Annotated in this window: 20 protein-coding genes; 10 read left to right on the forward strand and 10 right to left on the reverse strand. The window is 72.4% G+C overall.

Annotated elements, in window-relative coordinates; genetic code table 11:
* Position 1: 1 nt before the first annotated feature.
* The 3 genes from ACZ7KF_RS39730 to ACZ7KF_RS39740 all read left to right on the forward strand — a co-directional run bounded on the left by ACZ7KF_RS39730 (position 2) and on the right by ACZ7KF_RS39740 (position 4,897).
* Positions 2 to 1,255, forward strand: a complete 1,254-nt coding sequence (locus ACZ7KF_RS39730) for an MFS transporter (protein WP_471086942.1) — start codon at positions 2 to 4, stop codon at positions 1,253 to 1,255.
* Positions 1,252 to 2,271: a TolB family protein gene (locus ACZ7KF_RS39735; protein ID WP_471086945.1), complete on the forward strand. Its 1,020-nt coding sequence runs from the start codon at positions 1,252 to 1,254 to the stop codon at positions 2,269 to 2,271. Before ACZ7KF_RS39730 ends, ACZ7KF_RS39735 begins: the two co-directional genes overlap by 4 nt.
* Before the next feature lie 142 nt (positions 2,272 to 2,413).
* Positions 2,414 to 4,897, forward strand: a complete 2,484-nt coding sequence (locus ACZ7KF_RS39740; RefSeq protein ID WP_471086948.1) for an Orn/Lys/Arg family decarboxylase — start codon at positions 2,414 to 2,416, stop codon at positions 4,895 to 4,897.
* A gap of 59 nt (positions 4,898 to 4,956) precedes the next feature.
* Here ACZ7KF_RS39740 and ACZ7KF_RS39745 read toward each other — a convergent pair whose 3' ends face one another.
* The 3 genes from ACZ7KF_RS39745 to glnA form a co-directional block, all read right to left on the reverse strand.
* The gene (locus ACZ7KF_RS39745) at positions 4,957 to 6,399 is read right to left on the reverse strand and encodes an MFS transporter (RefSeq protein ID WP_471086951.1); all 1,443 of its coding nucleotides are present in this window, start codon (positions 6,397 to 6,399) and stop codon (positions 4,957 to 4,959) included.
* Positions 6,400 to 6,704: 305 nt separating this feature from the next.
* Positions 6,705 to 7,151 (reverse strand): hypothetical protein, encoded by a 447-nt coding sequence (locus ACZ7KF_RS39750; RefSeq protein ID WP_471086954.1) that lies wholly within the window; start codon positions 7,149 to 7,151, stop codon positions 6,705 to 6,707.
* Between the two features lie 541 nt (positions 7,152 to 7,692).
* Positions 7,693 to 9,054 (reverse strand): type I glutamate--ammonia ligase, encoded by a 1,362-nt coding sequence (gene glnA / locus ACZ7KF_RS39755; protein ID WP_225827850.1) that lies wholly within the window; start codon positions 9,052 to 9,054, stop codon positions 7,693 to 7,695.
* 307 nt (positions 9,055 to 9,361) lie between these two features.
* Here glnA and ACZ7KF_RS39760 point away from each other — a divergent pair, with 307 nt between their 5' ends.
* Complete coding sequence (locus ACZ7KF_RS39760; RefSeq protein ID WP_471086958.1) at positions 9,362 to 10,546, forward strand: globin domain-containing protein; 1,185 nt, start codon at positions 9,362 to 9,364, stop codon at positions 10,544 to 10,546.
* Positions 10,547 to 10,616: 70 nt separating this feature from the next.
* Here ACZ7KF_RS39760 and ACZ7KF_RS39765 read toward each other — a convergent pair whose 3' ends face one another.
* Entirely contained in the window at positions 10,617 to 11,063 is a 447-nt protein-coding gene (locus tag ACZ7KF_RS39765) for an RrF2 family transcriptional regulator (RefSeq protein WP_471086961.1), read from the reverse strand.
* A 136-nt stretch (positions 11,064 to 11,199) separates the two neighbouring features.
* Here ACZ7KF_RS39765 and ACZ7KF_RS39770 point away from each other — a divergent pair, with 136 nt between their 5' ends.
* The 3 genes from ACZ7KF_RS39770 (at position 11,200) to ACZ7KF_RS39780 (ending at position 14,699) form a co-directional block, all read left to right on the forward strand.
* Positions 11,200 to 11,871 (forward strand): DUF3105 domain-containing protein, encoded by a 672-nt coding sequence (locus tag ACZ7KF_RS39770; RefSeq protein ID WP_471086964.1) that lies wholly within the window; start codon positions 11,200 to 11,202, stop codon positions 11,869 to 11,871.
* Positions 11,868 to 12,500 carry a DUF305 domain-containing protein gene (locus ACZ7KF_RS39775; protein WP_471086967.1) on the forward strand — a complete coding sequence of 211 codons (633 nt, stop codon included), beginning with the start codon at positions 11,868 to 11,870 and terminating at the stop codon, positions 12,498 to 12,500. The genes ACZ7KF_RS39770 and ACZ7KF_RS39775 overlap by 4 nt, the downstream gene beginning before the upstream one ends.
* A gap of 255 nt (positions 12,501 to 12,755) precedes the next feature.
* Positions 12,756 to 14,699, forward strand: a complete 1,944-nt coding sequence (locus tag ACZ7KF_RS39780) for a S53 family peptidase (protein ID WP_471086970.1) — start codon at positions 12,756 to 12,758, stop codon at positions 14,697 to 14,699.
* A 161-nt stretch (positions 14,700 to 14,860) separates the two neighbouring features.
* Here the strand turns inward: ACZ7KF_RS39780 and ACZ7KF_RS39785 are convergent, their stop codons facing one another.
* The 4 genes from ACZ7KF_RS39785 to ACZ7KF_RS39800 all read right to left on the reverse strand — a co-directional run bounded on the left by ACZ7KF_RS39785 (position 14,861) and on the right by ACZ7KF_RS39800 (position 19,706).
* Positions 14,861 to 16,078, reverse strand: coding sequence for an MFS transporter (locus ACZ7KF_RS39785; protein WP_471086973.1), 1,218 nt, complete (start codon positions 16,076 to 16,078; stop codon positions 14,861 to 14,863).
* A 94-nt stretch (positions 16,079 to 16,172) separates the two neighbouring features.
* The gene (locus ACZ7KF_RS39790; protein WP_471086976.1) at positions 16,173 to 17,222 is read right to left on the reverse strand and encodes an endonuclease/exonuclease/phosphatase family protein; all 1,050 of its coding nucleotides are present in this window, start codon (positions 17,220 to 17,222) and stop codon (positions 16,173 to 16,175) included.
* 188 nt (positions 17,223 to 17,410) lie between these two features.
* Positions 17,411 to 18,040 carry a TetR/AcrR family transcriptional regulator gene (locus ACZ7KF_RS39795; RefSeq protein ID WP_471086979.1) on the reverse strand — a complete coding sequence of 210 codons (630 nt, stop codon included), beginning with the start codon at positions 18,038 to 18,040 and terminating at the stop codon, positions 17,411 to 17,413.
* A gap of 76 nt (positions 18,041 to 18,116) precedes the next feature.
* A complete protein-coding gene (locus ACZ7KF_RS39800; protein WP_471086982.1) occupies positions 18,117 to 19,706 on the reverse strand; it encodes an MFS transporter in 1,590 nt (529 codons plus the stop codon).
* A gap of 201 nt (positions 19,707 to 19,907) precedes the next feature.
* Here ACZ7KF_RS39800 and panB point away from each other — a divergent pair, with 201 nt between their 5' ends.
* The 3 genes from panB to ACZ7KF_RS39815 all read left to right on the forward strand — a co-directional run bounded on the left by panB (position 19,908) and on the right by ACZ7KF_RS39815 (position 22,930).
* Complete coding sequence (panB, locus tag ACZ7KF_RS39805) at positions 19,908 to 20,783, forward strand: 3-methyl-2-oxobutanoate hydroxymethyltransferase (protein WP_471086985.1); 876 nt, start codon at positions 19,908 to 19,910, stop codon at positions 20,781 to 20,783.
* Between the two features lie 303 nt (positions 20,784 to 21,086).
* Positions 21,087 to 22,112 (forward strand): ATP-binding cassette domain-containing protein, encoded by a 1,026-nt coding sequence (locus tag ACZ7KF_RS39810; RefSeq protein ID WP_471086988.1) that lies wholly within the window; start codon positions 21,087 to 21,089, stop codon positions 22,110 to 22,112.
* On the forward strand, positions 22,109 to 22,930 hold the full coding sequence (locus ACZ7KF_RS39815) for an ABC transporter permease (RefSeq protein WP_471086991.1): 822 nt from the start codon (positions 22,109 to 22,111) through the stop codon (positions 22,928 to 22,930). The genes ACZ7KF_RS39810 and ACZ7KF_RS39815 overlap by 4 nt, the downstream gene beginning before the upstream one ends.
* 4 nt (positions 22,931 to 22,934) lie before the next feature.
* On the opposite strand, the gene ACZ7KF_RS39820 is transcribed toward ACZ7KF_RS39815, so the two are convergent.
* Together ACZ7KF_RS39820 and ACZ7KF_RS39825 are read right to left on the reverse strand one after the other, a co-directional pair.
* Positions 22,935 to 26,198: an AfsR/SARP family transcriptional regulator gene (locus ACZ7KF_RS39820; protein WP_471086993.1), complete on the reverse strand. Its 3,264-nt coding sequence runs from the start codon at positions 26,196 to 26,198 to the stop codon at positions 22,935 to 22,937.
* Positions 26,199 to 26,231: 33 nt separating this feature from the next.
* Positions 26,232 to 26,699, reverse strand: coding sequence for a DUF6578 domain-containing protein (locus ACZ7KF_RS39825; protein WP_471086996.1), 468 nt, complete (start codon positions 26,697 to 26,699; stop codon positions 26,232 to 26,234).
* Positions 26,700 to 26,724 lie beyond the last annotated feature (25 nt).

The raw sequence follows: 26,724 nt of genomic DNA on the forward strand, positions 1-26,724 counted from the left end.
CGTGTACGTAGCGGACAGCCGTGCGCGTACGTCCGCTCATGACGCCGTCCGGCCCCGTGCCGGGCGGCGCCGTGCCGCGGTCGCGCCCACCGTGCTCGCGCTGGGAACGGTGAGTCTGGTCACCGACGTGTCGTCGGAGATGGTGACGGCGGTGCTGCCGCTGTACCTGGTGACCGGGCTCGGTCTGTCCCCGCTGGGCTTCGGACTGCTGGATGGGATCTACAACGGCTTCTCGGCGCTCGTACGCCTCGTGGGCGGACACTTCGCCGACCGGGGCGGCGGGCGGCACAAGTGGGTGGCCGGGCTGGGCTACGGCATCTCGGCCGTGTGCAAACCCCTGCTGCTGGTGGCCCACTCGCTGACGCCGATCGGGGTCGTGCTCGCCGCCGACCGGACGGGCAAAGGACTGCGGACGGCGCCCAGGGACGCGCTGATCTCGCTGTCCAGCACGCCGGAGACCCGCGGCCGGGCGTTCGGGGTGCACCGGGCGATGGACACGGCCGGGGCCCTGCTCGGGCCGCTGGTGGCGTTCCTGATCCTGCGGGCCACCGTGGACGGGTACGACGCGGTGTTCACCGTGAGCTTCTGCGTGGCCGTGCTGGGCGTGCTGGTGCTGGTCCTCTTCGTGCCCGGCGGCCGGGACGCGGCGCCCACGCGGGAGCGGCCGACGCTGCGGGCCGCCGTGGGGCTGCTGCGCGGCCGTGACCTGCGCCGGATCACCGTCTGCGCGTTGCTGCTGGGCCTCGCCACGGTCAGCGACTCCTTCGTCTACCTGCTGCTCCAGCGCCGTCTGGGCGTGCCCGACCGCTGGTTCGCGCTGCTGCCCCTGGGCACGGCCGCCGTGTTCCTGCTGCTGGCGGTGCCGCTGGGGCGGCTCGCGGACCGGGTGGGCCGCTGGACGGTCTTCCTGGCCGGCCACGGGGCCCTGCTCCTCGCGTACGTGCTGCTGCTGACCTCCTGGCACGGCACGGGCCTGCCGTACCTCGTGCTCGCTCTGCACGGCGGCTTCTACGCGGCCACCGACGGAGTGCTGATGGCCGCCGCCTCGGACAGCGTGCCGGAGGCGCTGCGTTCGTCGGGGCTGGCCCTCGTACAGACCGGGCAGGCGCTGACGCGGTTCGCCTGCTCGCTGCTGTTCGGCGCGGCCTGGACGGTGTGGGGCGACCGGGCGGCGCTCGCGGGGGCGGCGGTGGCGCTCGCCGTGTGTGCCGCGTTCTCCCTCACCGCGCGCCCGAAGGGGACGGTGACCGCATGACCGTACGCCACCGCATCCTGATCCTGGTCTCGGCCGTCGCCGTGCTGGCGGCGGTCGGGCTGGCGTCCGTGCTGCACGCCTCGGCACGGGCGGAGCGCCGTGACCACCCGCGGGCGGGCGGCCCGCCGGTCGCGTCCGGAACGGTGACGCTGAACGGGTCCGGGCGCCTGGTGTTCCGGAACATGGCGTGGGGGCCGCACCGGGACGAGCTGACGAGCGTCCCGGCCGGCGACCCGGGCGGGCCGCGCACCGCGTCCGGGGTCAAGTGCCTTCGCTTCTACGCCGCTTCGGGCACCGGGGTGTGCCTGCAGGCCGTGCACGGACCGGTCTCGGACACCTATCGCGCGGTGATCCTGGACGCGCGGCTGCGGACCGTGGACCACTACGACGTGCCGGGCATCCCGTCCCGCGCCCGGGTCTCCCCCACCGGGCACTTCGCCGCGTGGACGGCGTTCGTGGGCGGTGACTCGTACGCCGGGACGGACTTCTCCACACGCACCGCGATCGTGGACACGCGCACCGGCGCGCTGATCCCGTCGCTGGAGTCCTTCCGGATCGTGCGGGACGGGCGTCCGTACCGGGCCGCGGACGTCAACTTCTGGGGGGTGACCTTCGCGGACGACGACCGTACGTTCTACGCGACGCTCGCCACCAAGGGGCACACCCACCTGGTCCGCGGCGATCTGCGCGACCGTACGGTCACCACCCTGCACACCAATGTGGAGTGCCCGTCGCTGTCCCCCGACGGCACCCGGGTCGCGTACAAGAAGCGGGTCGCGGGGCTGTCGAAGGACGCGCCCTGGCGGATGTACGTGCTGGACCTGCGCACGATGCGGGAGACCCCGCTCGCCGAGTCGCGGAGCGTGGACGACCAGGCGGTGTGGCAGGACTCCCGCACGGTCGTGTACGCGCTGCCCGGGGACTACGGCGCCGATCTGCACCAGGTCCCGGCGGACGGCTCCGGCAAGCCGCGGCGGATCGCCTCGGCAGCGGTGTCGCCGGCCTACCCCGGGTAGCCGGTCCCCGGGTCAACGCGGCAGCCGGGACATCCGTCGTCACGGTGGTTTGCCGTCCCCCGTACCCGGTGGCCCGGCGGGCCGCCCCGGAGACTTTCCTGGGCGGTGGCCGGGCGGCCGCCGGGAAGGGGCGAGGCACGGGATGGCCGACAGCAGAATTCTGGTGGCGGTGCCGGAGCACCCGCGTGCGGAAAGCGCCGGGGCCGAGCAACTGCGGAGGATCCGGGACGCGGTGGAGGCGGGCGGCTTCGGCGTGCGCTGGGCCGTCACCGCCGAGGACGCGGACGCGGTGCTGCGGACCGAAGCGGGCCTGGCGGCGGCTCTGGTCGCCTGGGACCTGCCCGGAAACGGCGCGCGCCGCGGCGGTGACGGCCGCGGGGCCGGCGCGTGGCAGGGCGGTGACGGCCGCGGGGCCGGCGCGTGGCAGGGCGGTGACGGCCGCGGGACCGGCGCGTGGCAGGGCGGTGACGGCCGCGGGGGCGCGCTCGCCGCGCCGGCCGGGACCGGCGACGGCGCCCCGGGCGGGGCGGCCGTACTGCGCCGGATCGGGCAGCGCTTCCGGGATCTGCCGGTGTTCCTGGTCATGGCCGAGGAAGGCGTGCGCGAACTGCCCTTGTGGGTGTCGGAGACGGTCGTCGGATACGTGTGGCCGCTGGAGGACACCCCGGGGTTCATCGCGGGCCGGATCACCAGCGCCGCCCGCGCCTACCGCGAGGACGTGCTGCCGCCGTTCTTCCGGGCCCTGCGCCGCTTCGACGACGCCCACGAGTACTCCTGGCACACCCCCGCCCACTCCGGTGGCGTCGCCTTCCTCAAGTCGCCCGCCGGCCGCGCCTTCCACGACTACTTCGGCGAGCGGCTGCTCCGCTCCGACCTGTCGATCTCGGTGGAGGAGCTGGGCTCGCTGTTCGAGCACACCGGCCCCATCGGCGAGGCCGAACGCAACGCGGCCCGCGTCTTCGGCGCCGACCTCACCTACTTCGTGCTGCACGGCGACTCCACCTGCAACCGCATGGTGGGCCACTTCAGCGTCACCCGTGACGAACTGGCGCTGGTGGACCGCAACTGCCACAAGTCGGTGCTGCACGGCCTGGTGGTCTCCGGCGCCCGGCCGGTCTACCTGGTCCCGACCCGCAACGGCTACGGCCTCGCCGGCCCGCTGCCCCCGGCCGAGCTGGCGGCGGACTCGGTCGCGGCCCGGATCGCCGCGCACCCGCTCGCCGAGGGCGCCGTGTCCCGCGATCCCCAGTACGCGGTGTTCACCAACTCCACCTACGACGGGCTGAGTTACGACGCCGTGCCGACCGCTCGGGCGCTCGCGGCCAGCACGCCGCGGGTCCACTTCGACGAGGCGTGGTTCGCCTACGCCCGCTTCCATCCGCTGTACGCGGGCCGCTACGGCATGTCCGTGGACGCGGCGGCCTTCCCCGGCCCGGACCGGCCGACGGTCTTCGCGACCCAGTCCACGCACAAGCTGCTGGCCGCGCTGTCGCAGTCGGCGATGGTGCACGTGCGGCCCGCGCCCCGGGCACCGGTCGAACACGACCGGTTCAACGAGGCCCTGATGATGCACGGGACCACGTCACCGCTGTACCCGATGATCGCCTCGCTGGACGTGGCGACGGCGATGATGGACGGGCCGCAGGGTGAGTGGCTGATCGACGAGGCGGTGACCGAGGCGATCCGCTTCCGGCAGGAGACGGTGCGGCTGGCACGGCGGGTGGCGAGTGCCGGGGACCGGCCGCCGTGGTTCTTCGGCGTCTGGCAGCCGACGGAGGTCACCGACCCGGCGACGGGCGAACGGCTGCCCTTCGAGGAGGCCCCGCCGGAGCTGCTGGGCCGGGAGCAGTCCTGCTGGCTGCTGGAACCGGACGCCGCCTGGCACGGCTTCCCCGGGCTGACCGCGGGCCACTGCATGCTGGACCCGGTCAAGGTCACCCTGACCTGCCCCGGCATCAGCGCCACCGGAGAGATGGCCGAGGAGGGCATCCCGGCGCGCGTCCTGACGGCATATCTGGCCACCCGCAACATCGTCGTCGAGAAGACCGACAGCTACACCGCGCTGATCCTGTTCTCCATGGGTATCACCAAGGGCAAGTGGGGGACGCTGCTGGACGCCCTGATGGACTTCAAGTCCCTGTACGACGCGGACGCCCCGCTCGACCGCGTCCTGCCCGCGGCGGTGGCCGCGCACCCGCGCCGCTACTCCGGTCTCACCCTGCGCGAACTGTGCCGGCAGATGCACGACCAGCTGCGCTCGGCCCGCCTGGTGGAACTGCTGGACACGGCGTTCCAGCGGCTTCCGGAGCCGGTCTTCCCGCCCCAGCACTGCTACCAGCGGCTGGTGCGCGGCGGCACGGAACGGGTCCGCGTCGCCGACGCGGCGAACCGGGTGGCGGCGGCGATGGTCACGGTCACCCCGCCCGGCATCCCGGTCCTCATGCCGGGCGAGTCCACCGGCACCGCCGACGGCCCCCTCCTGCGCTACCTCACCGCACTGGAGACCTTCGACCGCCACTTCCCCGGCTTCCGCAGCGAGACCCACGGCGTGACGACCGACGAGGACACCGGCGACTACGAGATCGAGGTGCTGCGTCCGGAGAGGCGGTCGTGCGCGGCACCCTGACGGCCCCGGGCAGCCCGTTCGTCTCCGGTCCGGCGCACCGCCGGCCAGGGGGCGTCCCCTCACGGGCCGCCCGAGTCCGGTCCGGTGGCCGGCACGCAGCGCCACGCCAGGGCAGCGGCGCACAGATAGGCGAGGGCGCCGATGGCCATGCTGGTGCGCAGTCCCGTGCCGTAGCCGGTGCCGGTGCCGGTGCCGGTGCCGGTGGCCAGCAGGCTGCCGCCGAGGGCCACGCCGGTGGCGCTGCCGATCTGGCGGGTGGTGTTGAACAGCGCCGAGGCCGCCCCCGCGTACGACGGGGGTACGGCGCCCATCACGGTGGCGGTCGAACCGGTCAGAGCGAAGGACGTGCCGAAGCCGGTGGCCATCATCGGGGCCACGAGGAGCGCGTACGCCGGGTCGGTCCCGGCCGCTGCCCAGCCGCCGAGGCCGAGGGCGCCCAGCAGCATGCCGGTGACGACCAGCGGACGGTCACCGGTGCGGCGACTCAGCCGTCCGGACAGGACCGAGGCGAACATGGTCATCGCCACCGCGGGGAACAGCGCCAGTCCCGTCCTCAGGGCGCTGAAACCGCGCTCGTGCTGGAAGGAGAGGCTGGCGGTGAACACCATGCCGTAGAAACCGAAGTTGAACAGCAGGCCCACCACGGCCGCCCCGCTCAGCGTGCGGGAGCGCAGCAGCCGCAGGGGAAGCGCGGGAGACCGGGCGAGCCGCTCGCGCACCAGGAACGCCACCACGGCCAGGACGGCGAGCCCCAGCCCGGCGAGCACGGCCGGATCGGACCACCCACGCCGGCCGGCCTCGTTCAGCGCGGCGGTCAGCAGGGCCACCGCCGCCACCACGGCGCACTGCGCGGGCCAGTCCAGGGCCCGGCCGGGGTGGCGCGGGGAGAGCGCGACGTACCGCGAGGTGAGGATCAGACAGGCCACGCCGACGGGCAGGTTGATGAGGAAGACCCACCGCCAGCCCACGGTGGACACCAGCAGCCCGCCCAGCAGCGGGCCGGCGGAGGCCGCGATGCCCGCCATCGACCCCCACAGCCCGAAGGCGCGCGAGCGGGCCGCCGGCTCCGGGTAGGCCGCTTGGAGCAGGGCGAGCGAGCCGGGCACGATCAGGGCCGCGCCGAGCCCCTCCACCAGCCGGGCCACGACGAGGAAGGCGGCGCTGGGCGCGAACGCGCACGCGGCCGAGGAGACCGTGAACACCACCACGCCGGAACAGAAGACACGCCGGTTGCCCAGCCGGTCCCCCAGCGCGCCGCCCGTCATCAGGAACCCGGCGAACACCAGGGTGTAGCCGTCCGTGATCCACTGGATCCCGGTGAGCGAGGCCGCCAGCTCCCGCCCCACCACGGGCACGGCGACATTGATGATCGTGACATCCAGAATGACCATGAAGTACCCGGCGCACACGGCCAGCAGCGGTGCCGTCGACCGCCGGGCGCCCGCCGGAGGGGGCTCGAACGACCCGGACGCACCGCCACCGGCCGGCTTCGCGAAGGGCACGCCGCCAACTCCGTCCTGTCCACGGAACCCCGAGTGGTCAGCATGCTAGGCAGGCGAAGCGCCGCATCGGCGCTCTCCCACCCGCCAACCACCCGGATGTCGGCACGTGACCGCTCGGCCCCTCACGGAGCGGGCTGCCCGGGGATGGCCCCGGGCCGGCCGGAAGGCCTCGACCCGCCGCACACCGGCAGGGGGAGCGGGACGGCCCGGCACAATCGAGCGTTTGTGAGCCTCGGACCGCGATCACCCGCCTGCGGCATCGCCCTCAAGCCCACCCCGGAGCGAGGCGCCTTGCGTCACGGCCGTCACGGCCAGAGAGCATGGGTGAACGTGACCGTCGCGAAGGCGGCGTCTCGTGTGCCGAGACTTTCCTCTTCGGAGGGCAGCCATATCTGCCACGAGCGGCTGCCTCGGCCTCCGGGCATCACTTGAGCCTTGGGCCAGACGTTCGCATCGAGGTCGCTGCTGTCGCAGTTGCTTCCCTCGTACAGCCACACATTCGGCCGCACGGACACCCGTTCGTCATCCTGCAGATACGCCCGCACATACAGAACGGCTCTCGCTTCACCCCCCGCGCACACCTTGAAGGTCTTCTTCCACTGGCGGGCGTTGTGGGTGAGATCGAATGTTTCCCGGAACGGGATTTCCTTCCGGACGGAGCTGCCGCCCCAGACACCGGTCCCGTCACGTGCCCCGAGCTTGCCTTCGACAACGATGATGTGTTTGACAGCTGCCGATGCGGGCTCCGTCATGCCTACGAATGGGATGGGAGCCAACAGGACGGCAATCGCCAGGGAACGTCCGATTTTCATACCGAAGCCTCGCCATGCCTGGAGCCAGGCTGTGGAATCACCGCACCCCTGGCTCGGACATCTGATGGAATCCCCTGCCACCAGGCTCGCCCCGAAGCGCCTCCGCTGCATCTCGGGGCACCGCAGCGGCAGATGTTTTCAGTTGAACGAGGCACCTACAGCGTGCGACCGCCGCTGGGCCATCGAGCACACTCGGCCCGTCTCGAACCGGCCGACCACCGCCGCCTCAGCACCGTCGGCCCTCGCAAGCCGCCCCGGAAGTCCTCTTTGACCATGTCGAGGAAAGCCGTCGACGAAACCCACGGCGAAGACCGGCGAGGGGTTTACATCTTCCGCAACGACCTGCCCAAGTTCATTTCGCCCGGGAGGCATTCGGACTGTCAGTGAAACTGCCCTCTACGGGTGGGGAGCTGCCCCGGGTCGGACGCACGCTGCCGTCGACCCGGGGTGTTTCGAGGCGAGAAACCTCGTCGGTCCCCCCTTACAGCACCGGCAGGTTCTTCCGCAGCTCGAAGGCCGTGACCTCGCTGCGGTACTCCTCCCACTCCGACTTCTTGTTGCGCAGGAAGAAGTCGAAGACGTGTTCGCCGAGGGTGTCGGCCACCAGGTCGCTGCGTTCCATGAGGGTGAGGGCCTCGCCGAGGTTCTGCGGGAGGGGCTCGATGCCCATGGCGCGGCGCTCGGCGTCGGAGAGGGCCCAGACGTCGTCCTCGGCGCCCGGCGGAAGCTCGTAGCCCTCCTCGATGCCCTTCAGGCCGGCCGCCAGGAGGACGGCATAGGCCAGGTACGGGTTGGTGCCGGAGTCCAGGGAGCGGACCTCGACGCGGGCCGAGCCCGTCTTGCCGGGCTTGTACATCGGGACGCGGACCAGGGCGCTGCGGTTGTTGTGGCCCCAGCAGATGTAGGAAGGGGCCTCGCCGCCGGCGCCCGCCGTGCGCTCGGAACCGCCCCAGATGCGCTTGTAGGAGTTCACCCACTGGTTGGTGACCGCGGAGATCTCCGCGGCGTGCTTGAGCAGGCCCGCGATGAAGGAGCGGCCGACCTTGGAGAGCTGGTACTCGGCGCCCGACTCGTAGAACGCGTTGCGGTCGCCCTCGAAGAGGGAGAGGTGGGTGTGCATGCCGGAGCCGGGGTGCTCGGAGAACGGCTTCGGCATGAACGTCGCCTGGACGCCCTGCTCCAGCGCCACCTGCTTCATGACCAGCCGGAACGTCATGATGTTGTCGGCCGTGGAGAGCGCGTCGGCGTAGCGGAGGTCGATCTCCTGCTGGCCGGGGGCGCCCTCGTGGTGGGAGAACTCCACCGAGATGCCCATCGACTCCAGCATGGTGATCGCCTGGCGGCGGAAGTCCATGCCGACGTTGGTGGGGGTGTGGTCGAAGTAGCCCGAGTTGTCGGCCGGGGTGGGGCGGGAGCCGTCCAGCGGGCGGTCCTTCAGCAGGAAGAACTCGATCTCGGGGTGGGTGTAGAAGGTGAAGCCGAGGTCGGAGGTGCGGGCGAGGGCGCGCTTGAGGACGTAGCGCGGGTCCGCGAAGGACGGTGAGCCGTCCGGCATGAGGATGTCGCAGAACATGCGGGCGGTGCCGGGGGTCTCCGCGCGCCAGGGCAGCACCTGGAAGGTGGACGGGTCCGGCTTGGCGATCATGTCGGACTCGTAGACCCGGGCGAAGCCCTCGATGGCGGAGCCGTCGAAGCCGATGCCCTCGTCGAATGCCTGCTCCAGCTCGGCGGGGGCCACGGCGACGGACTTGAGGAAGCCCAGCACGTCCGTGAACCACAGGCGTACGAACCGGATGTCCCGCTCCTCCAAGGTCCGGAGCACGAACTCCTGCTGCTTGTCCATCTTCCGCTTCCCCATCCTTGCTGGTCAGGCCGCCTGTCCCCCGTACCACGGGAGGCGGTCGGGCACCTGAGCATCCCACCACAACACCATTTCACGCGCGTTGCGGACCTTGATCGCCCGAGCGTCTTCGCGCTGAACGCCTCTCGTACGGCAGATGTACTGCGCTCTCGCCCATCTTGCCTGCTCGGGCCGACATCCGTAATGGCCGGCCCGCCTCGCCCGGTGCGCGACACCACGCTCATATAATTTGCATCTCAGATGCAAGTTTTCATAGCGTGTGGATCAGCCGAGTTCTCCGAGGAGTCCGATGCTGACCGAGCAGTCCGCAGCCACCGTCCGCGCCACCCTGCCCGCCGTCGGCGCGGCCATCGGCGAGATCACCGAGCGCTTCTACGCCCGTCTCTTCACCACCCGCCCCGACCTGCTGCGTGATCTGTTCAACCGCGGCAACCAGGCCGCCGGCACCCAGAAGCAGGCCCTCGCGGGCTCCGTCGCCGCCTTCGCCGCGCACCTGCTGGAGCACCCCGAGCAGCGGCCGGACGCCATGCTGAGCCGGATCGCCCACAAGCACGCCTCGCTCGGCGTCTCGCCCGAGCAGTACCGGGTCGTCCACGAGCACCTCTTCGCCGCCCTCGCCGAGGTCCTCGGCGAGGCCGTCACGCCCGAGGTGGCCGCCGCCTGGGACGAGGTCTACTGGCTGATGGCGAACGCGCTCGCCGCGATCGAGAAGCGGCTGTACGAGGAGAGCGGCGAGCGGGGCTTTCGCGCGTGGGAGGTCGTGGAGCGGGTCGAGGAGACCGCGGACGTCGTCACCTTCCGGCTGCGCCCGGCCGACGGCCGCCCGCTGCGGGACTTCCGCGCGGGCCAGTACGTCTCCGTCCGCGTCGAACTGCCCGACGGGGCCCGGCAGATACGGCAGTACAGCCTGTCCGGGGCGCCGGGCGGGACGCTGCGGCAGTTCAGCGTCAAGCGGGTGCACGGCGGGGCGACGCCCGACGGCGAGGTCTCGAACCGGCTCCACGCGCGCGTGCGCCCCGGTGACGTGCTGGAGCTGTCCGAGCCGTACGGCGATCTCGTCCTGGACGCCGGCCCGGACACCCCCGTGCTGCTCGCCTCGGCGGGCATCGGCGTGACCCCGATCGCCGCGATGCTGGCCGACCTGGCCGCCACCGGCCACCGCGGCCCGGTCACCGTGGTGCACGGCGACCGCTCCCCCGCCGAGCACGCCCTGCGCTCCGACCACGAGGCGTACGCCGCGAAGCTGCCGGACGCCTCCGTGCACTTCTTCTACGAGCGGGACGCCGGGCCGGGCCACCGCACCGGCCTGGCCGACCTGACCGGTGTCGCCGTACACCCCGGCACGCGCGCGTACCTGTGCGGGCCGCTGCCCTTCCTGCGCGCGGTCCGCGGCCGGCTGATCGAGAAGGGCGTGGCCCCGGCCGACGTGCACTACGAGGTGTTCGGCCCGGACCTGTGGCTGGCGCAGGGCTGAGCGGGACTCCGGCCGGCGCGGCCTCCCCCGGGCGCACCCGGTGATCGACGGCCCGTGCCGGCCGGGGCGGTCAGTCGGGTGCGGCCGGCCCCCGGGAGATGCCCAGCAGCAGGGGGCCGGTCGGGTCGGCGACGATGTCGCCGACCGTGACGGGGTCCAGTGCGGCGAAGAACGCCTCCTGGGCCCGGCGCAGGGCGCCGCGGAGCCGGCAGCCGGAGCTCAGCGGGCAGGGGGTCGCGCCCTCGCAGTCGACGACGTCTCCCTCGCCCTCGAAGGAACGGACCACGGCACCGACGGAGGCCGTCCGGCCCCGTTCCGTCAGCGCCAGGCCCCCGCCCCGGCCGCGGCGGGCGTGGACCAGCCCCAGGTGCTGCAGTTCGGCGACGACCTTCGCGGCGTGCGTGTAGGGCACGCCCATGTCGGCGGCGACCTGGCGGGTCGTGGGGGTGGCGTCGGCGGAGACCGCGAGTCGCATCAGGACGCGCAGGGCCAGGTCGGTGGAGCGAAGCAGCCGCATACCCGGAGGGTAGGTAATGCGCATCGTGGCTTCAAATTATCTGCGTGCCGTGCCCTACCTACGGAACCGCCCCCTGTGCGCATTACGATCAGCGGGCCCCACCGTCCACGCCCCCCTTCCCCGAAGGACACGTCTCATGGGTTCCGGCAAGAACAGCAGCACCGCGGCGCGCAAGGCGCGTATAGAGGAGATGCGGCGCGCGGAGCGTGCCCGGGAGCGCCGTAACCGGGTCCTCGCCGCCGCCGCCAGTGTGGTGGTCGTCGCCGGGCTCGTGGTCGGCGGTGTGGCCCTCGTGCACGCGCAGTCCGGCGACAAGGACACCTCGGCCGACGGCAAGGGCTCCGGCGACTCCGGCCACTTCACCACCGGCAAGGACGGGGTGCGGACCTGGTCGGGCAAGCTGGCCCGGACGCATGTGACGACCAAGGTGTCGTACCCGATGCACCCGCCGGTCGGCGGCAACCACAACCCGGTCTGGCTGAACTGCAACGGTGACGTCTACACCAAGCCGGTGCAGGACGAGAACGCCGTGCACGCGCTGGAGCACGGCGCGGTCTGGGTGACGTACACCGGCAAGGCGCAGAAGGCCGACGTCGACGCTCTCGCGGCGAAGGTGAAGAAGACGCCGTACTCGCTGATGAGCCCGTACGAGAACCAGGCGGCCCCGCTGGTCCTGTCGGCCTGGGGGCACCAGGTGGCGGTGAAGAGCGCGAGCGATCCGGAAGTGGACAAGTTCTTCGCCGCCTATGTGCAGGGCCCGCAGACGCCCGAGCCGGGCGCCTCGTGCACCGGCGGGGTCATGAAGTGAGGCGGCAGCACATCGGCTGGGTCGCCGGGACCGCGGCGGCGGTGCTCGTCGCGGCCGGCGCGATCACCTACGCGGTCGCCGAGGACACCGGTGGATCGGACGGCGGGACGCCGAGCGCGGAGTCGGCCGACGCCGGCTTCGCGCGGGACATGGCCGTCCATCACCAGCAGGCCGTCGAGATGTCGTACATCGTGCGGGACCGCACCAGGAACGAGGAGGTGCGGCGGCTCGCGTACGACATCGCGCAGACGCAGGCCAACCAGCGCGGGATGCTGCTGGGCTGGCTGGACCTGTGGGAGCTGCCGAAGGTGTCGGCCGATCCGCCGATGACCTGGATGGGCATGGGCGACATGGCCTCCGGCAAGGACGGCGCGCTGATGCCGGGCATGGCGACCGACACCGAGCTGAAGAAGCTCGGGAAACTGAACGGCAAGCAGGCGGAGATCTTCTACCTCCAGCTCATGACGGACCATCACAAGGGCGGCATCCACATGGCCGAGGGGTGCGTCTCCAAATGCACCGTCGACGTGGAGAAGCGGCTCGCGCAGGGCATGGTGGACGCGCAGCAGTCGGAGATCGAGCTGATGACCGGGATGCTCAAGGAGCGGGGCGCGGCACCGCGTTCGTGACGGAGGCCTCGGCCGGTCATGGCGAGGCCTCCCCGTCTTCCGTTACCCGCCCGTGAGGACCAAACGGGCAATTCGCCGCTTCTGGCGGCTACTTGAGCTTCTCTTGACTTTTACCTTCCCCTGGCATGAACGGTTCATCGCAAGAGTGGCCCCCATCGTGTGATCCATTCACGAGCCGACGCCGCCGCGGGCCCGCGTACGGATCTCCGACGTACCAGCCACTACATGCATGCGAATCGCATCGCAGGGGGTTCTATGAGATCCAACCGCGCCAAGCTGCGCGCCGTGAGCATGGCAGCGACACTGCCCATGATCGCAGGCGCGCTGGCGCTGGGCATACCCGCGGCGCACGCCGTGGACAGCCCCGCCCGTGACGCGCTGAAGGGCACCAAGCCGCTCTGGGCCACGGCCAAGGCGGACAAGGGCGCCACCTCGGACAGCGCCCGGGTCAAGGCCCGCGTCTACCTGGCCGGCCAGGACGCGGCGGGCCTCGCCGCGTACGCCAAGGCCGTGTCCGACCCCGGCTCGCCGCAGTACGGCAAGTACCTGAGCGCCAAGAAGGCGCAGGCCCGCTTCGGGGCCACCAAGGCCCAGGTGGCCGCCGTCAAGTCCTGGCTGAAGTCGGCCGGCCTGACGGTCACCGCGGTCACCCCGCGCTACGTCGCCGTCTCCGGTGACGTGGCCGCCGCCGAGAAGGCGTTCGGCACCCAGCTGCACGACTTCGCCAAGGGCGCGAAGACGTACCGGGCCCCGGCACGGACGGTCTCCGTCCCGGCCGCCCTGAAGGGCGCCGTCCTGACCGTCACCGGCCTGGACAACGCCCCGCACAAGGCGCACCACGACGACCAGCTGCCGCCGCCGGACGCCGTGTTCAAGAACGCCGGGCCGTTCTCCTCGTACTACGGCTCCAACGTCGCGAGCACCCTGCCGGACGCCTACGGCCAGAAGATCCCGTACGCCGTCAAGGGGTACACCGGCAAGCAGCTGCGCGCCGCGTACGGCGCCGGCACGTACACCGGCAAGAACGTCCGCATCGCGATCACGGACGCGTACGCCTCCCCGACGATCGCCTACGACGCCGCCAAGTACGCGGCGAAGAACGGTGACGCGGCCTGGACGACCGGCCAGCTGCACCAGGTGCTGCCGAAGAACTACACGAAGACCGAGGAGTGCGGCGCGGCCGGCTGGTACGGCGAGGAGACCCTCGACGTCGAGGCCGTGCACGCGGTCGCGCCGGCCGCCGACGTCACCTACGTGGGCGCCGCCTCCTGCTACGACGACGACCTGCTGGACTCCCTCGGCAAGATCGTCGACAACCACCTGGCCGACATCGTCTCCAACTCCTGGGGCGACATCGAGGCCAACCAGACGCCGGACCTCGCGGCCGCCTACGACCAGGTCTTCCAGCTGGGCGCGGTCCAGGGCATCGGCTTCTACTTCTCCTCCGGCGACGACGGCGACCAGGTCGCGGCCTCCGGGGTCAAGCAGGTCGACACCCCGGCCAACTCGGCGTGGGTGACCGCGGTCGGCGGCACCTCGCTGGCCGTCGGCAAGGGCGACACGTACCAGTGGGAGACCGGCTGGGGCACCGAGAAGGCGACCCTGTCGGCCGACGGCAAGAGCTGGGCGGGCTTCCCGGGCGCCTTCACCTCGGGCGCGGGCGGCGGCACCAGCAAGACCGTGCCGCAGCCGTACTACCAGAGGAACGTCGTCCCGAAGGCGCTGGCCACGGCCAACAACGCCGCCGGCAACCGCGTCGTCCCGGACATCGCGGCCATCGCCGACCCGAACACCGGCTTCCTGGTCGGCCAGACCCAGACCTTCCCCGACGGCACCGAGCGGTACAGCGAGTACCGCATCGGCGGCACCTCGCTGGCCGCACCGGTGATCGCGGCGGTCCAGGCCCTGGCCCAGGAGGCGCGCGGCGGCAAGGCCCTCGGCTTCGCCAACCCGTCGATCTACGCCAAGTACGGCAAGAAGGGCGTCTACCACGACGTCACGGACGACCCGACGGGCTCCGGCCTGGCGGTCGCCCGCGTGGACTTCGCCAACGGCCTGGACGCCAAGGACGGCCTGCTGTACTCGGTCCGCAGCCTCGGCAAGGACAGCTCGCTGTCCGCGGTGCAGGGCTACGACGACGTGACGGGCGTCGGCTCACCGGCCGGCGGCTACGTGAAGTCGTACGCCACGAAGCACTGACGCTCCACTGAGTGGAAGGGGGCGTGGGGTCCTTGCGGACCTCACGCCCCCTTTGTGCCGCCGCGTCGCGCGCCACAGACGAGTTCGCCGGGCGCCGCGGCCGGTCCCGCGCCCGCCTCCCGGCCCACCGAGTCGGGCGGGCCGGGGGCGAACGGAGCCGGTCAGTGCTGGAGCGCCTCCGACTCCTCCGGCAGATGGGCGGTGATCACCCGGCCCGCCGACGGCGTCGTCCGGCGTCGGTCCACCGCGTACGCCACGCTCGCCACGCCCAGCCCCAGCACCGCCAGGGCCGCGCCCGCGAGCGCCGGGGACGTCGTGCCGAAGCCCGCCGCGAGGGCCAGGCCGCCGATCCAGGCGCCGCCCGCGTTGGCCAGGTTGAAGGCGGCCTGGTTGGCGGAGGAGGCGAGGGAGGGGGCCGCCGCGGCCTTCTCCATCACCATCAGCTGGAGCGGGGAGCCGGTGACGAACGCCGCCGTGCCGAGGAGGGTCACCGCCAGGGCCGCGCTCCATTCCGTCCGCATCAGCGCGGGGAAGAGCAGCAGCACGACCGCCAGGGAGGCGAGGCCGCCGAAGAGGGAGCCCCGCAGGGAGTGGTCCGCGAGCCGGCCGCCCAGCAGGTTGCCGGCGGTCGCGCCCACGCCGAAGAGGGCCAGGAGCAGGGTCACGTGCGTCTCGGCGTAGCCCGCCGCGTCGGTCAGCATCGGCGTGACGTAGCTGTAGGCCGCGAAGAGCGCGCCGAAGCCCGCGACGGTGGTGCCGAGGGCCAGCCACACCGGCAGGGAGGTCAGGGCGGCCAGTTCGCCGCGCAGCCCGGCCGAGGGGGCCTGGTGCTCGCCGTCGCGCGGGATGAGCAGGGCCAGCGAGGCGATCGCGGCCAGGCCGATCACGCTCACGGCCAGGAACGTCGCCCGCCAGCCGAAGTGCTGGCCCATGAGGGTGGCGGCGGGCACGCCCGCGATGTTGGCGACGGTCAGGCCGAGGAACATCAGGGACACCGAGCGGGCCTTGCGCTCCGGCGGGACCATCGCCGTGGCGACGACCGCGCCCACGCCGAAGAAGGCGCCGTGCGGCAGGCCGCTGAGGAAGCGGGCGGCGAGCAGGGAGCCGTTTCCGGGGGCGAGCGCGGAGAGCGCGTTGCCGACCACGAACAGGGACATGAGCGCCATCAGGACCGTGCGGCGGGACATGCGCGCGGTCAGGGCGGCCAGCAGCGGGGCGCCGATGACGACGCCCAGCGCGTACGCCGAGACCAGGTGCCCGGCGCTGGGGATCGAGAGGTGCAGGTCGTCCGCGACGTCGGGGAGCAGCCCCATCATCACGAACTCGGTCGTACCGATGCCGAAGGCGCCCACGGCGAGGGCGAGCAGGGCCAGGGGCATGAGGGACCTTTCAGAGCGGAGTGCCGTACGGGTTCGAGTCTCGCAGTAAGTTCCCGTCCGGAACAAATACTCTCGGGTCCGCTATTCCAGCGGGTTACGCGCCTGTGTCCAGCTTCACACGGGCCGCCACCGGCAGGTGATCGCTGTTCGTCCGCGGCAGCGTCCAGGAGCTTTCCGGCTCGATGCCCTTGACCATGATCTGGTCGATCCGCGCCATCGGGAACGACGCCGGCCAGCTGAACCCGAAGCCGCTGCCCGCGGCGCCCTGGGTGGAGCGCAGCTGCGAGGTGACGGCGTTGAGCGAGCGGTCGTTCATCGTGCCGTTGAGATCGCCGAGCAGGACGACGCGCTCCAGGGGCTCGTGGGCGATGGCCTCACCGAGCGCGTCGGCGCTCTTGTCCCGCTGCCGGGCCGTGAACCCGGCCTCCATCTTCACCCGCACCGAGGGCATGTGCGCGACGTACACGGCCAGCGGGCCCTCGGGGGTGGAGACGGTCGCGCGCATGGCGCGCTTCCAGCCGAGCCGGATGTCGACGGCCCGCACGTCGGTCATCGGGTACTTGCTCCACAGGCCGACCGTGCCGACCACGGCGTGGTGCTTGTAGGTCGACGCGAGCGCCTTCTCGTAGACGGGGACGGAGGAGGCGGGCAGCTCCTCCAGGGCCAGCACGTCGGCGCCGGACGCGGCGACGTCGTCGGCGGTCGCGGCCGGGTCGGGGTTGTCGGCGTTGACGTTGTGGGTGGCCACCATGAGGTCGCCGCCGGCGCCCGACTTGTCGGACAGCAGCCCGCCGAAGAGGTTCAGCCACACGATCGCGGGCAGCACGACGGCGATCAGCGCGGTGGCCGACTTCCGGACCAGGCCGAGCACCAGCAGCACCGGGACGGCCAGGCCCAGCCAGGGCAGGAACGTCTCGGTGAGGCTGCCGAGGTTGCCCACGACGTTGGGGATGTGCGCGTGCACCAGCATCACCAGGGCGAGCAGCAGGGCCAGCACGGCGAGGACGATGCCGCGGCGCCAGATCCGCGGATCGCCCCGCCAGCCGGCGAACAGGCGGTGCGCGAGGCGTCGGAGCCGGGAACCCGGTCGCTCGGGCCCCGAGCCGCCGTTGTCCGTCTCCGTCATGTACGCCTGCTGCGCCATACCGTCTGCCTCACTGCCTGCCGTGCACACCGTTCGTCCCCCGTCCTCTTCCGACCCTAGGGGATGATCGGCTCCGTTCCCGCCGTCCCATGACGGCCGTACGGAAGACGAGGACGAACGAAGCGGCACCCGGAGTTCCGCTCACCCCCGGGACGGGCGGGGTCTGTGACGAAACACGCACATAAGTGCTACGAGACCGGCGAGCTGACGGGCCGTAGGCCGGCCAGGACGGTGTCGACGATGTCCGCGGCGAGCCCCTCGGGCAGGTCGGCGTCGGGGCGCAGCACGGCGCGCACCAGGATGGGGCCGACGAACAGGTCGTTGGCCAGTTCCACGTCGACGTCCGGCCGGAGTTCGCCGTCGCGCTGCCCGCGGCGCAGCACGTCGAGGACGAGAGCACGGCGGGGCGCTATGACGTTCTCGTGGTACGCGGCCCAGATCCTGGGGTTGGTCTTCATCTGGGTGTGCACGTTGTGCAGCAGTGCCGAGGAGCGGCTGGCCAGTCCGCGCTGCCGCAGGTTCTCCAGCAGGACGAGGAGATCGTCGCGCATGGAGGTGCCGGGGAGTTCGGGTTCGGGCGGCTCGGCCGCGCGGACCACGTCGATGAAGAGTTCCTCCTTGCCGCTCCAGCGGCGGTAGATGGTGGCCTTGCCGACTCCGGCGGTGCGGGCGATGCGCTCGATGGACAGCTCGGCGAGGGGCACGCCCTCCTCCAGGAGCTTCATCACGCCCTCCACGATGGCGCGTTCCACGGCTTCGCTGCGCGGGCGGCCCCGCCCGGGGGCGCAGGGGCGCGGCCGGCTGCCGGCAAGGCTCACGTCGATCCGTCCTCTCGCTGTGCTGCGGAGATTGTCCCGCAGCCGCCTCCTTCCCCCGTGGAACCGCGCGTGGGGCTCACTCCCCCGCGGCGGTGACCAATTCCGGTTCCTTCTCGCCCTGCTCGTCGGCCGGGGGTTTGCCCGGCAGGAAGAGGGCGGTGACCACGGCGCCGATCAGCGCGACGCCCGTACCGCACAGGGCGGTGATGTGCATGGCGTGCAGGAACGCGTCGTGGGCCGGGGTGACCAGGGCCTTGCCCTGCGGGCCGAGCTTCTGGGCGATGCCGAGGGTGGCCTCGATGGACTGGGCGGCGGTGTCGCGCAGGCCGGGCGGCAGCGCGCCGAGCTTGTCCTCGATGCCGTCGCGGTACGAGGCGGCGAGCACCGAGCCGAGGACGGCGATGCCGAGGGCGCCGCCGACCTGGCGGAAGGTGTTGCTGAGCGCGGAGGCGGAGCCGGCCTTCTCGCGGGGCAGCGCCTGCATGATGACGACCGAGGTCGGCGTCATGATGTGCGCCATGCCGGTGCCCATGAGGAAGAAGACGACCTCCAGCAGCCAGATGGGGGTGTCCGCCTCGAAGGTGGCGAAGGCGGCCAGGGTCGCCGCGATCAGCACCAGGCCGCCGGTGGTGGTGGCCTTGTTGCCGAACCGGTCGACCAGCAGCCGGGCCCGGGGCGCGAAGACGAGCTGGGCGGCGGCGAGCGGCAGCATCAGCACGCCGGACTCCAGCGGCGAGTAGCCGCGCACGCTCTGGGTGTAGAAGACGCCGAAGAACGTGACGCCCATGAGCGCGAAGAAGACCAGCGCGATGGCGCTCATGGCGGCCGAGAAGACCTTGTTCTTGAAGTAGCTGACGTCCAGGGAGGGGTGGTCGCTGCGCTTCTCGAAGAGGACGAAGGCGACCAGGACGGCGAGCCCGGCGAGGATGGTCGCCAGCACCTTGGCGTCGGTGAAGTCGGCCAGTTCGCCGCCCTTGATGATGCCGTAGACCAGCAGGACGAGGCCGACGACGGACAGGACCACGCCGACGGGGTCGAGACGGCCGGGCCGCGGGTCGCGGGAGTCGGGCACCAGCCAGGCCATCAGGACGAGCGCGACGATCACGATGGGCACGTTGACGAAGAAGACCGAGCCCCACCAGAAGTGGTCGAGGAGCGCGCCGCCGGTGATCGGGCCGATGGCGATGGCGAGGCCGACGCCGCCGGCCCAGATGCCGATGGCCTTGGGCTGCTCCTCGCGCTCGAAGACGTTCATGAGGACGGCGAGGGTGGCGGGCATGACGAAGGCGGCACCGAGGGCCATCAGCGCGCGGTAGGCGATCAGCTGGCCGGGCGAGCCGGACTCGGCGGCGAGCGCGGAGCCGATGCCGAACACGGCGATGCCGCCGAGCAGCACCTTCTTGCGGCCGATCCGGTCGCCGACGAGTCCGGCGGTGAAGAGCAGGCCGGCGAAGACGAGGGTGTAGGCGTTGATCGCCCACTCGATCTCGCTCTGGGTGGCGCCGAGGCCGGTGGGCGCCGGGGTGGAGATGGTCTTGATGGCGACGTTCAGGATCGAGTTGTCGAGCACCACGATGAGCAGGCTCAGCATCAGCACGCCGAGGATCGCCCAACGGCGCCGGTGTACCGCTTCCGGTATTCGGGAGGCGGGGACGGGACTTGTCATGTGTTCGAGACTACGATCATTCCGATACGGAACGGTCTCGTATCTTAATGTTTTACCAAGGCCTTACACAGCCTCGCTCCCGGGCGCCGACGGGGATCACAGGGAACCCCCTCTGGTCCTCACTGGCACGAGGTGCCACCATGGAGGCGAATCCGGGGACGCCGTAATGGGCGCCTCGAGATGACCGAAGGAGCCATAGCCATGACGCAGCTTTCGGCTGCCCAGACCGTGCAGAGCACGACCTCCGACGGCAGCAAGGCGCTGTACGGGGGCCAGGGCACCCGCCGCATCACCGTCCGCGACATCGCCCTCGCCAAGGAGCGGGGCGAGAAGTGGCCCATGCTCACCGCCTACGACGCGATGACCGCGTCCGTCTTCGACGAGGCCGGGATCCCGGTGATCCTGGTCGGCGACTCGGCGGGCAACTGCCACCTCGGGTACGAGACGACCGTGCCCGTCACCCTCGACGAGATGACCATGCTGTCCGCGGCCGTCGTCCGCGGCACCCGGCGCTCCCTGATCGTCGGCGACCTGCCCTTCGGCTCCTACCAGGAGGGCCCGGTGCAGGCGCTGCGCTCGGCGACCCGGCTGGTGAAGGAGGCCGGGGTCGGCGCGGTCAAGCTGGAGGGCGGCGAGCGCTCGCACGAACAGATCCGGCTGCTGGTGGAGTCCGGCATCCCGGTCATGGCCCACATCGGGCTGACCCCGCAGTCCGTCAACGCGATGGGCTACCGCGTACAGGGCCGCGGCGAGGAGGCGGCGCAGCAGCTGCTGCGCGACGCGAAGGCCGTGCAGGACGCGGGCGCGTTCGCCGTGGTGCTGGAGCTGGTGCCGGCGGAGCTGGCGGCCGAGGTGACGCGGGTGCTGCACATCCCGACGGTCGGCATCGGCGCCGGCCCGGAGACGGACGCCCAGGTCCTCGTCTGGACGGACATGCTGGGGCTGACCTCCGGCCGGGTGCCGAAGTTCGTCAAGAAGTACGCGAACCTGCGTGAGGTCATGTCCGGCGCGGTGAAGGAGTTCGCGCAGGACGTCGTCGGCGGGACCTTCCCGCTGGAGGAGCACTCCGTCCACTAGACCATCGCGGCAACACCCCGGGCAGCCCGCCGATCTTCCCCCGTCGGCGGGCTGCCCCTTTCTTCCCCGGTCGGCGGGCTGCCCCTTTTTCTTCCCCCGTCGGCGGGCTAGCCCCTTTTTTTCTTCCGCGCTTCGGCCGGCGCCGTCCTGCCCGGACTCCGGGGCCCGCCGCCGCGGTTCCCCGCCCCCCGGCCGCGGTAGCCGCGGTGGCCGCCGGCAACGCGTCGGCCGTGTCGGAGTCGTGTCGGCCGCCGTCGGCCGGCTGTCGGTGGTTTGTCGGTGGGCCCTGGCACTGTCTTCCCCATGACACGCATCGACGACAACCCCGCCGGCGGACGCTCCGCCGTGACCGTACGGGGGCTGGTCAAGCACTACGGCGAGACCAAGGCACTGGACGGTGTCGACCTGGACGTGCGCGAGGGCACCGTGATGGGTGTGCTCGGGCCGAACGGCGCCGGCAAGACCACCCTCGTACGGATCCTGTCCACCCTGATCACCCCGGACGCCGGCCAGGCCGTCGTGGCCGGCTACGACGTCGTACGCCAGCCCCGGCAGCTGCGCCGGGTCATCGGCCTCACCGGCCAGTACGCCTCGGTGGACGAGAAGCTCCCGGGCTGGGAGAACCTGTACCTGATCGGCCGGCTGCTCGACCTGTCCCGCAAGGACGCCCGCGCCCGCGCCGACGAGCTGTTGGAACGGTTCTCCCTGACGGAGGCCGCCCGGCGCCCGGCGGGCACCTACTCCGGCGGCATGCGGCGCCGGCTGGACCTGGCCGCCTCGATGATCGGCCGCCCGGCCGTGCTCTACCTGGACGAGCCCACGACCGGACTCGACCCCCGGACCCGCAACGAGGTGTGGGACGAGGTCAAGGCCATGGTCGGCGACGGCGTCACCGTGCTGCTCACCACCCAGTACATGGAGGAGGCCGAGCAGCTCGCCTCCGAGCTGACCGTGGTGGACCGGGGCAAGGTCATCGCGAAGGGCGGGATCGAGGAGCTGAAGGCCCGCGTCGGCGGACGCACGCTGCGGGTGCGGCCCATCGACCCGCTGCAGCTGCGCCCGCTCGCCGGCATGCTGGACGAGCTGGGCATCACCGGGCTCGCGGCCACCACCGTGGACACCGAGACCGGAACCCTGCTGGTGCCGATCCTCAGCGACGAGCAACTGACCGCCGTGGTCGGCGCGGTCACCGCGCGCGGCATCACGATCTCCTCCATCACCACCGAACTGCCCAGCCTGGACGAGGTGTTCCTGTCCCTCACCGGCCACCGTGCCGGTGCCCCGCAGGACGCCGAGCCCGCCGATTCCCGCGTCGAGGTCGCCGTATGAGCTCCGCCACCCTGTCCCCGGACACCGCGAAGGCCGACACGCCCATCCCGGTACGGGCCCACCTGCGCCACACCGGCGCGTTGATCCGCCGCAACCTGCTGTGGATCCGGCAGGACCCGGAGTCGATGTTCGACGCCATCCTGTTCCCGGTCATCTTCACCCTGCTGTTCGTGTACGTCTTCGGCGGCTCCATCGGGCAGTCCCTCGGCGGCGGGCAGGACCGGTACGTCCAGTACGTGATCCCCGGACTCCTGGCCATGATGGGCATGAACATGGCCCAGGGCGTGGGCACCGGGTTCAACCAGGACTTCAACTCCGGCGTCATGGACCGTTTCCGCTCGCTGCCCATCGGGCGCGGCTCCGTCCTCTTCGCGAAGATCGCGGTGGAGCTGATGCGGATGCTGTTCGCGACGGTGGTGCTGCTGGTGGTCGCCCTGCTCGTGGGCTACGACGTCCACAGCTGGAGCGGCCTGCTGGCCGCCGTGGGGCTGTCCGCGGTGTTCGGCTCGGCGCTGATGTGGGTGTTCCTGACCCTCGGCGTGGTGATGAAGAGCGCCCAGTCGGTGCAGGCGATGGGCTTCCTGGTGCTGATGCCGCTCCAGTTCGGCTCGTCGATCTTCGCGCCGACCGCGTCGATGCCGGGCTGGCTCCAGGCGTTCACCGACTACAACCCGCTCTCCGCGCTGGCCGACTGCGCACGCGGGCTGATGGAGGGCGGCCCGGTCGCGCACCCCCTGTGGGTGACGCTCATCTGGTCGGTGGGGCTGACCGCGCTCATGGCCCCGATCGCCGTCCACAAGTTCCGCACCAAGAGCTGACGCGTCACGCCGGCCGGACCAGGGCGGTGGCCTCCACGAGGGAGAGGCCACCGCCCTCGGCGTACGCGGCCTCGTACGCCGCTTCGTCGAGCGCCTCCCGGATCCGGGCCTCGGTCATGTCACGGGTCCGGCGTTCCATTCCGGAGGCGATGTGACCGGCGGGCAGCAGTGCGTCGGCGGCGCCCAGGCAGCGGGCGGCGTCGGCGGCGCGACCGCCGTCGGCGCCGGCCAGGGTCATCGCGGCGGTGGCGAGACAGCCGGAGCGCAAGTGCGGGGAGATGGTCTCGGTCAGCGGGTCGGCGGCGAGCCGCAGCGCCTCGCGCACCCGGGTCAGCGCCTCCTCGGTGCGCTCGTCCAGGGCGTCCAGCCAGGCCTCCTGGCAGAGGATCATGGCGTCGAAGACGACGAAGTGCGAGAGGGTGATCTCGTCCCGCAGCAGCCGCAGCTGCACGCGGGCCTCCCCGGTGCGCCCGGTCAGGCCGAGCCAGCAGGCGAGGTAGAGACGGGCGGCGGGCATCGCCTCGTTCAGGGTGCCGTCCTGGCTGGCGACGACGTCGCGGAGCATCCGCTCGCCGCGTTCGGTCTCGCCCGCCTCCAGGAGCACGTTGCCGAGCCGGGAGCGCAGCACGGCCCTCTGGGCGCGGGCGCCGAGGCGTTCGGCGTGGTCGACGGCGGCCTGGTAGTCGGCGGCGGCCTCGCGGTGGGCGCCCTTGCGTTCGCGGGCCTCACCGCGGGCGGAGAGGGCCTCGGTGAGGCCCCAGGTGTCGCCGAGGCGGCGGTAGATCTCCAGGGACTCGTCGGCGTCGCGGGTGGCGTCGCCGGCCCAGGCGGCGCGGTTGGCCAGGAGGCCGGCGCGCAGTTGCAGCGCGCCGGCCAGCTCCCACTCGAAGCCCGGGGTGTTCCGGCTGGTCTCCACGGCGGCGTCCACGATGGTGTGCAGCTGGTCCACGCCGCCGGTCAGCAGGACGGCGAAGAACCACAGCAGGCCCGGGGCCCGGCAGGTCTGTGGCATGCCGGGCTCGTAGACCTGGGTGACCACGCGCAGCTTCGCCTGCGCCTCGGGGGTCTGCCAGGCGTCGATGTCGATGTCCATGCAGGCCAGGTGGGCCAGATGGACGCCGCGCCGGGCCTCGGCGAGGATCTCGCCGGTGTAGGGGGGCGGGGCGTCGGTGCAGCGCGCCCAGACCGGTTCGGCGCGGCGCGCGGGCGCCGCGAACGGGTCGGGGCCGAGCGTCATGACCTCCTGGCACCAGGTGCGGGTCTCGCCGCGCTGGTCGCGCATCTGCCAGAACCAGAGCAGGGAGAGGACCAGGCAGAGCGCCTCCTGCTCGTCGTGTTCGGCGACGGCGTGCCGGAGGGCGGTGCGCAGGTTCTCGTACTCCGTCTGGAACCGGTCGATGGCGGCGCGTTGGTCGGGGCCGCGCAGCAAGGGGTCGGTGGTGCGGGCGAGTTCGCGGTAGTGGACGAGGTGGGCGCGTTCGGCGGCACCGCGGTGCCCGGTCTCGGCCAGCCGTTCGGCGGCGTACTCGGCGACGGTCTCCAGCAGCCGGTAGCGCATACCGCCGTCGGCGGCGGGGGCGGCCACCACCAGGGACTTGTCGACGAGGGAGCCGACGGCCTCCAGCGCGGCCGGCCCGCACACGGCCTCGGCGGCGGCCAGGTCGCAGCCGCCGGCGAAGACCGACAGCCGGGCGAGGACGTCCCGTTCGCCGGCGTCCAGCAGGTCCCAGGACCAGTCCACGACGGCTCTGAGGGTCTGCTGGCGGGGCAGGACGGTGCGGCTGCCGGAGGTGAGCAGCCGGAAGCGGTCGTCCAGCCGGTCGGCTATCTGGCGGGGGGTCAGCATGCGCAGCCGGGCCGCCGCCAGCTCGATCGCGAGCGGGAGTCCGTCCAGGCGGCGGCAGATCTCGGCACACGCCTCGGGATCGTCGTCGGTCCGGAATCCCGGCCGGGCCGCCGCGCCCCGGTCGGCGAGCAGCCGCAGCGCGACCGGCTCGGGCAGCGGCTCCACGGGCCGCACCACCTCCCCCGGTACGCCGAGGGGTTCACGGCTGGTGGCGAGGACGGTCAGCTCCGGGCAGCGGGCCAGCAGCCCCTCGGCGAGCCGGGCGGCGGCGTCCACGACGTGCTCGCAGTTGTCCAGGATGATCAGCATCCGGCGCCGGGCGCAGTGCTCCACGAGCCGTTCGAGGGGGTCGTCGTGCCGGTCGGCGACCGCGCGCATGCTGTCCACGCCGGCGCCGTGCAGCACGGTCTCGCGGGCGCCGATCGCGGTGAGCACGGCCTGCGGTACGGCGTCCGGTTCGTCCACGGGCGCCAGCTCGGCGAGCCACACCCCGTCCCGGACGGTGTGCCGTACCGCCTCGGCGGCCTCCTGGGACAGCCGGGTCTTCCCGGCGCCGCCGGGCCCGAGCAGCGTGACCAGGCGGGCCCCGGCGAGGTCGGCGCCGAGGGCCTGGATGTCGGCTTCCCGGCCGACGAAGCTGGTGAGCCGGGCGGGCAGGTTGCCCGGTCGCGCCGCGGGCGGGGCGGCCGGCGGTTCCTCGCGCAGCAGCTCGGCGTGCAGGGCGCGCAGTTCGGGGCCGGGATCGGAGCCGATCCGGTCGGCGAGGAGGCGTCGTACGTCCTCGTAGGCGGCGAGCGCCTGGGCCGGGCGGCCGGCGTCGCGCAGGGCGCGCAGCCGCAGCGCCTGGAGCGGTTCGTCCAGCGGGTGGCTGTCGCACAGCGCGGTCAGCTCGGGCAGTGACTGCTCGGCCCCGCCGAGGGCGAGGGCGGCGGTGTGCCGGGCGCGCAGGGCGTCGAGGCGGCGGGTCTCCCAGCGGGCCGCCTCGGCGGTGCGGTCGGGCAGGTCGGCGAGGGCGGGCCCGCGCCACAGGTCCAGGGCGTCGTCGAGGACGGCGGCGGCCTTGGCGGGGTCGCCGTCGGCGAGGGCGCGCAGGCCGTCGCCGGTGAGCCGGTCGAAGCGGGAGAGGTCGATCTCGTCGGGGGCGGCGGTCAGCCGGTAGCCGCCGTCCACGGAGGCGACGGCGTCCGCGCCGAGGGCCCGGCGCAGCCTGCCGACGAGCGCCTGGAGCGCGCCGGTGGCGTCCGCGGGCGGGTCGGCGCCCCACACCTCGTCCACCAGCACGGCCGCCGGCACGGTCCGGCCCGCCCGCAGGGCGAGCACGCTGAGCAGGGCACGCAGCCGTGCCCCGCCGACCGGGACGGCCGTGCCGTCGGGATGGATCGCCTGGGTGGTGCCGAGAAGCCGATAACGCACGAGGTCCATTGTCTCCGGAGGGGCCGACGGGAGGTCACGGGGCTACGACAGTGTGTCGTCCGGGACGTCCAGGGTGACGAGGACGCCGACGGCACGGCGGACCCGGAACGGCACCCGCCGCGGCGGCCGGTCCTCTTCCTCGAACGGATCGAACCACTTCGGGCAGGCGTCGACGGGCTCCAGGGCGGACGCACCGGGCAGCGCCTCCAGTGCGCGCCCGGCGGCGCGGAGGACGACCGTGCCGGGTTCCGGCGCGGGGTGTTCGACGGCGAGCGGGTCGTGGTGGGCCAGGTACTCCTGGTGCACGATGTCGATGGAACGCACGCGGCCGGCGGTCGCGTGGTCGGGCCCGCCGTGGTTGTTCACCCAGGCCGCGGCGCCGTGGTACGCGTCCCGCTCCTTCCCGGCGGCCACGGGGACCAGCCGCCAGCCGACGTCGTCCCCCACGGCGAACGGTGTGCCGCAGCACTCCATCTCCCCGTGCTCGTAGAACACCCTCATCCGCGCCATTCCCTCACCTTCCAGGAACCGGGCG

This window comes from Streptomyces sp. NPDC038200 (assembly GCF_055600785.1).

Bases quoted from the DNA above. Each gene is read 5' to 3' on its own strand.
- ACZ7KF_RS39735 (WP_471086945.1), top strand. From the start codon at position 1,252: ATGACCGTACGCCACCGCATCCTGATCCTGGTCTCGGCCGTCGCCGTG.
- ACZ7KF_RS39740 (WP_471086948.1), top strand. From the start codon at position 2,414: ATGGCCGACAGCAGAATTCTGGTGGCGGTGCCGGAGCACCCGCGTGCG.
- ACZ7KF_RS39750 (WP_471086954.1), bottom strand. From the start codon at position 7,151: ATGACGGAGCCCGCATCGGCAGCTGTCAAACACATCATCGTTGTCGAA.
- glnA (WP_225827850.1), bottom strand. From the start codon at position 9,054: ATGGACAAGCAGCAGGAGTTCGTGCTCCGGACCTTGGAGGAGCGGGAC.
- ACZ7KF_RS39760 (WP_471086958.1), top strand. From the start codon at position 9,362: ATGCTGACCGAGCAGTCCGCAGCCACCGTCCGCGCCACCCTGCCCGCC.
- ACZ7KF_RS39765 (WP_471086961.1), bottom strand. From the start codon at position 11,063: ATGCGGCTGCTTCGCTCCACCGACCTGGCCCTGCGCGTCCTGATGCGA.
- ACZ7KF_RS39770 (WP_471086964.1), top strand. From the start codon at position 11,200: ATGGGTTCCGGCAAGAACAGCAGCACCGCGGCGCGCAAGGCGCGTATA.
- ACZ7KF_RS39780 (WP_471086970.1), top strand. From the start codon at position 12,756: ATGAGATCCAACCGCGCCAAGCTGCGCGCCGTGAGCATGGCAGCGACA.
- ACZ7KF_RS39785 (WP_471086973.1), bottom strand. From the start codon at position 16,078: ATGCCCCTGGCCCTGCTCGCCCTCGCCGTGGGCGCCTTCGGCATCGGT.
- ACZ7KF_RS39790 (WP_471086976.1), bottom strand. From the start codon at position 17,222: ATGGCGCAGCAGGCGTACATGACGGAGACGGACAACGGCGGCTCGGGG.
- ACZ7KF_RS39800 (WP_471086982.1), bottom strand. From the start codon at position 19,706: ATGACAAGTCCCGTCCCCGCCTCCCGAATACCGGAAGCGGTACACCGG.
- panB (WP_471086985.1), top strand. From the start codon at position 19,908: ATGACGCAGCTTTCGGCTGCCCAGACCGTGCAGAGCACGACCTCCGAC.
- ACZ7KF_RS39810 (WP_471086988.1), top strand. From the start codon at position 21,087: ATGACACGCATCGACGACAACCCCGCCGGCGGACGCTCCGCCGTGACC.
- ACZ7KF_RS39815 (WP_471086991.1), top strand. From the start codon at position 22,109: ATGAGCTCCGCCACCCTGTCCCCGGACACCGCGAAGGCCGACACGCCC.
- ACZ7KF_RS39820 (WP_471086993.1), bottom strand. From the start codon at position 26,198: ATGGACCTCGTGCGTTATCGGCTTCTCGGCACCACCCAGGCGATCCAT.
- ACZ7KF_RS39825 (WP_471086996.1), bottom strand. From the start codon at position 26,699: ATGGCGCGGATGAGGGTGTTCTACGAGCACGGGGAGATGGAGTGCTGC.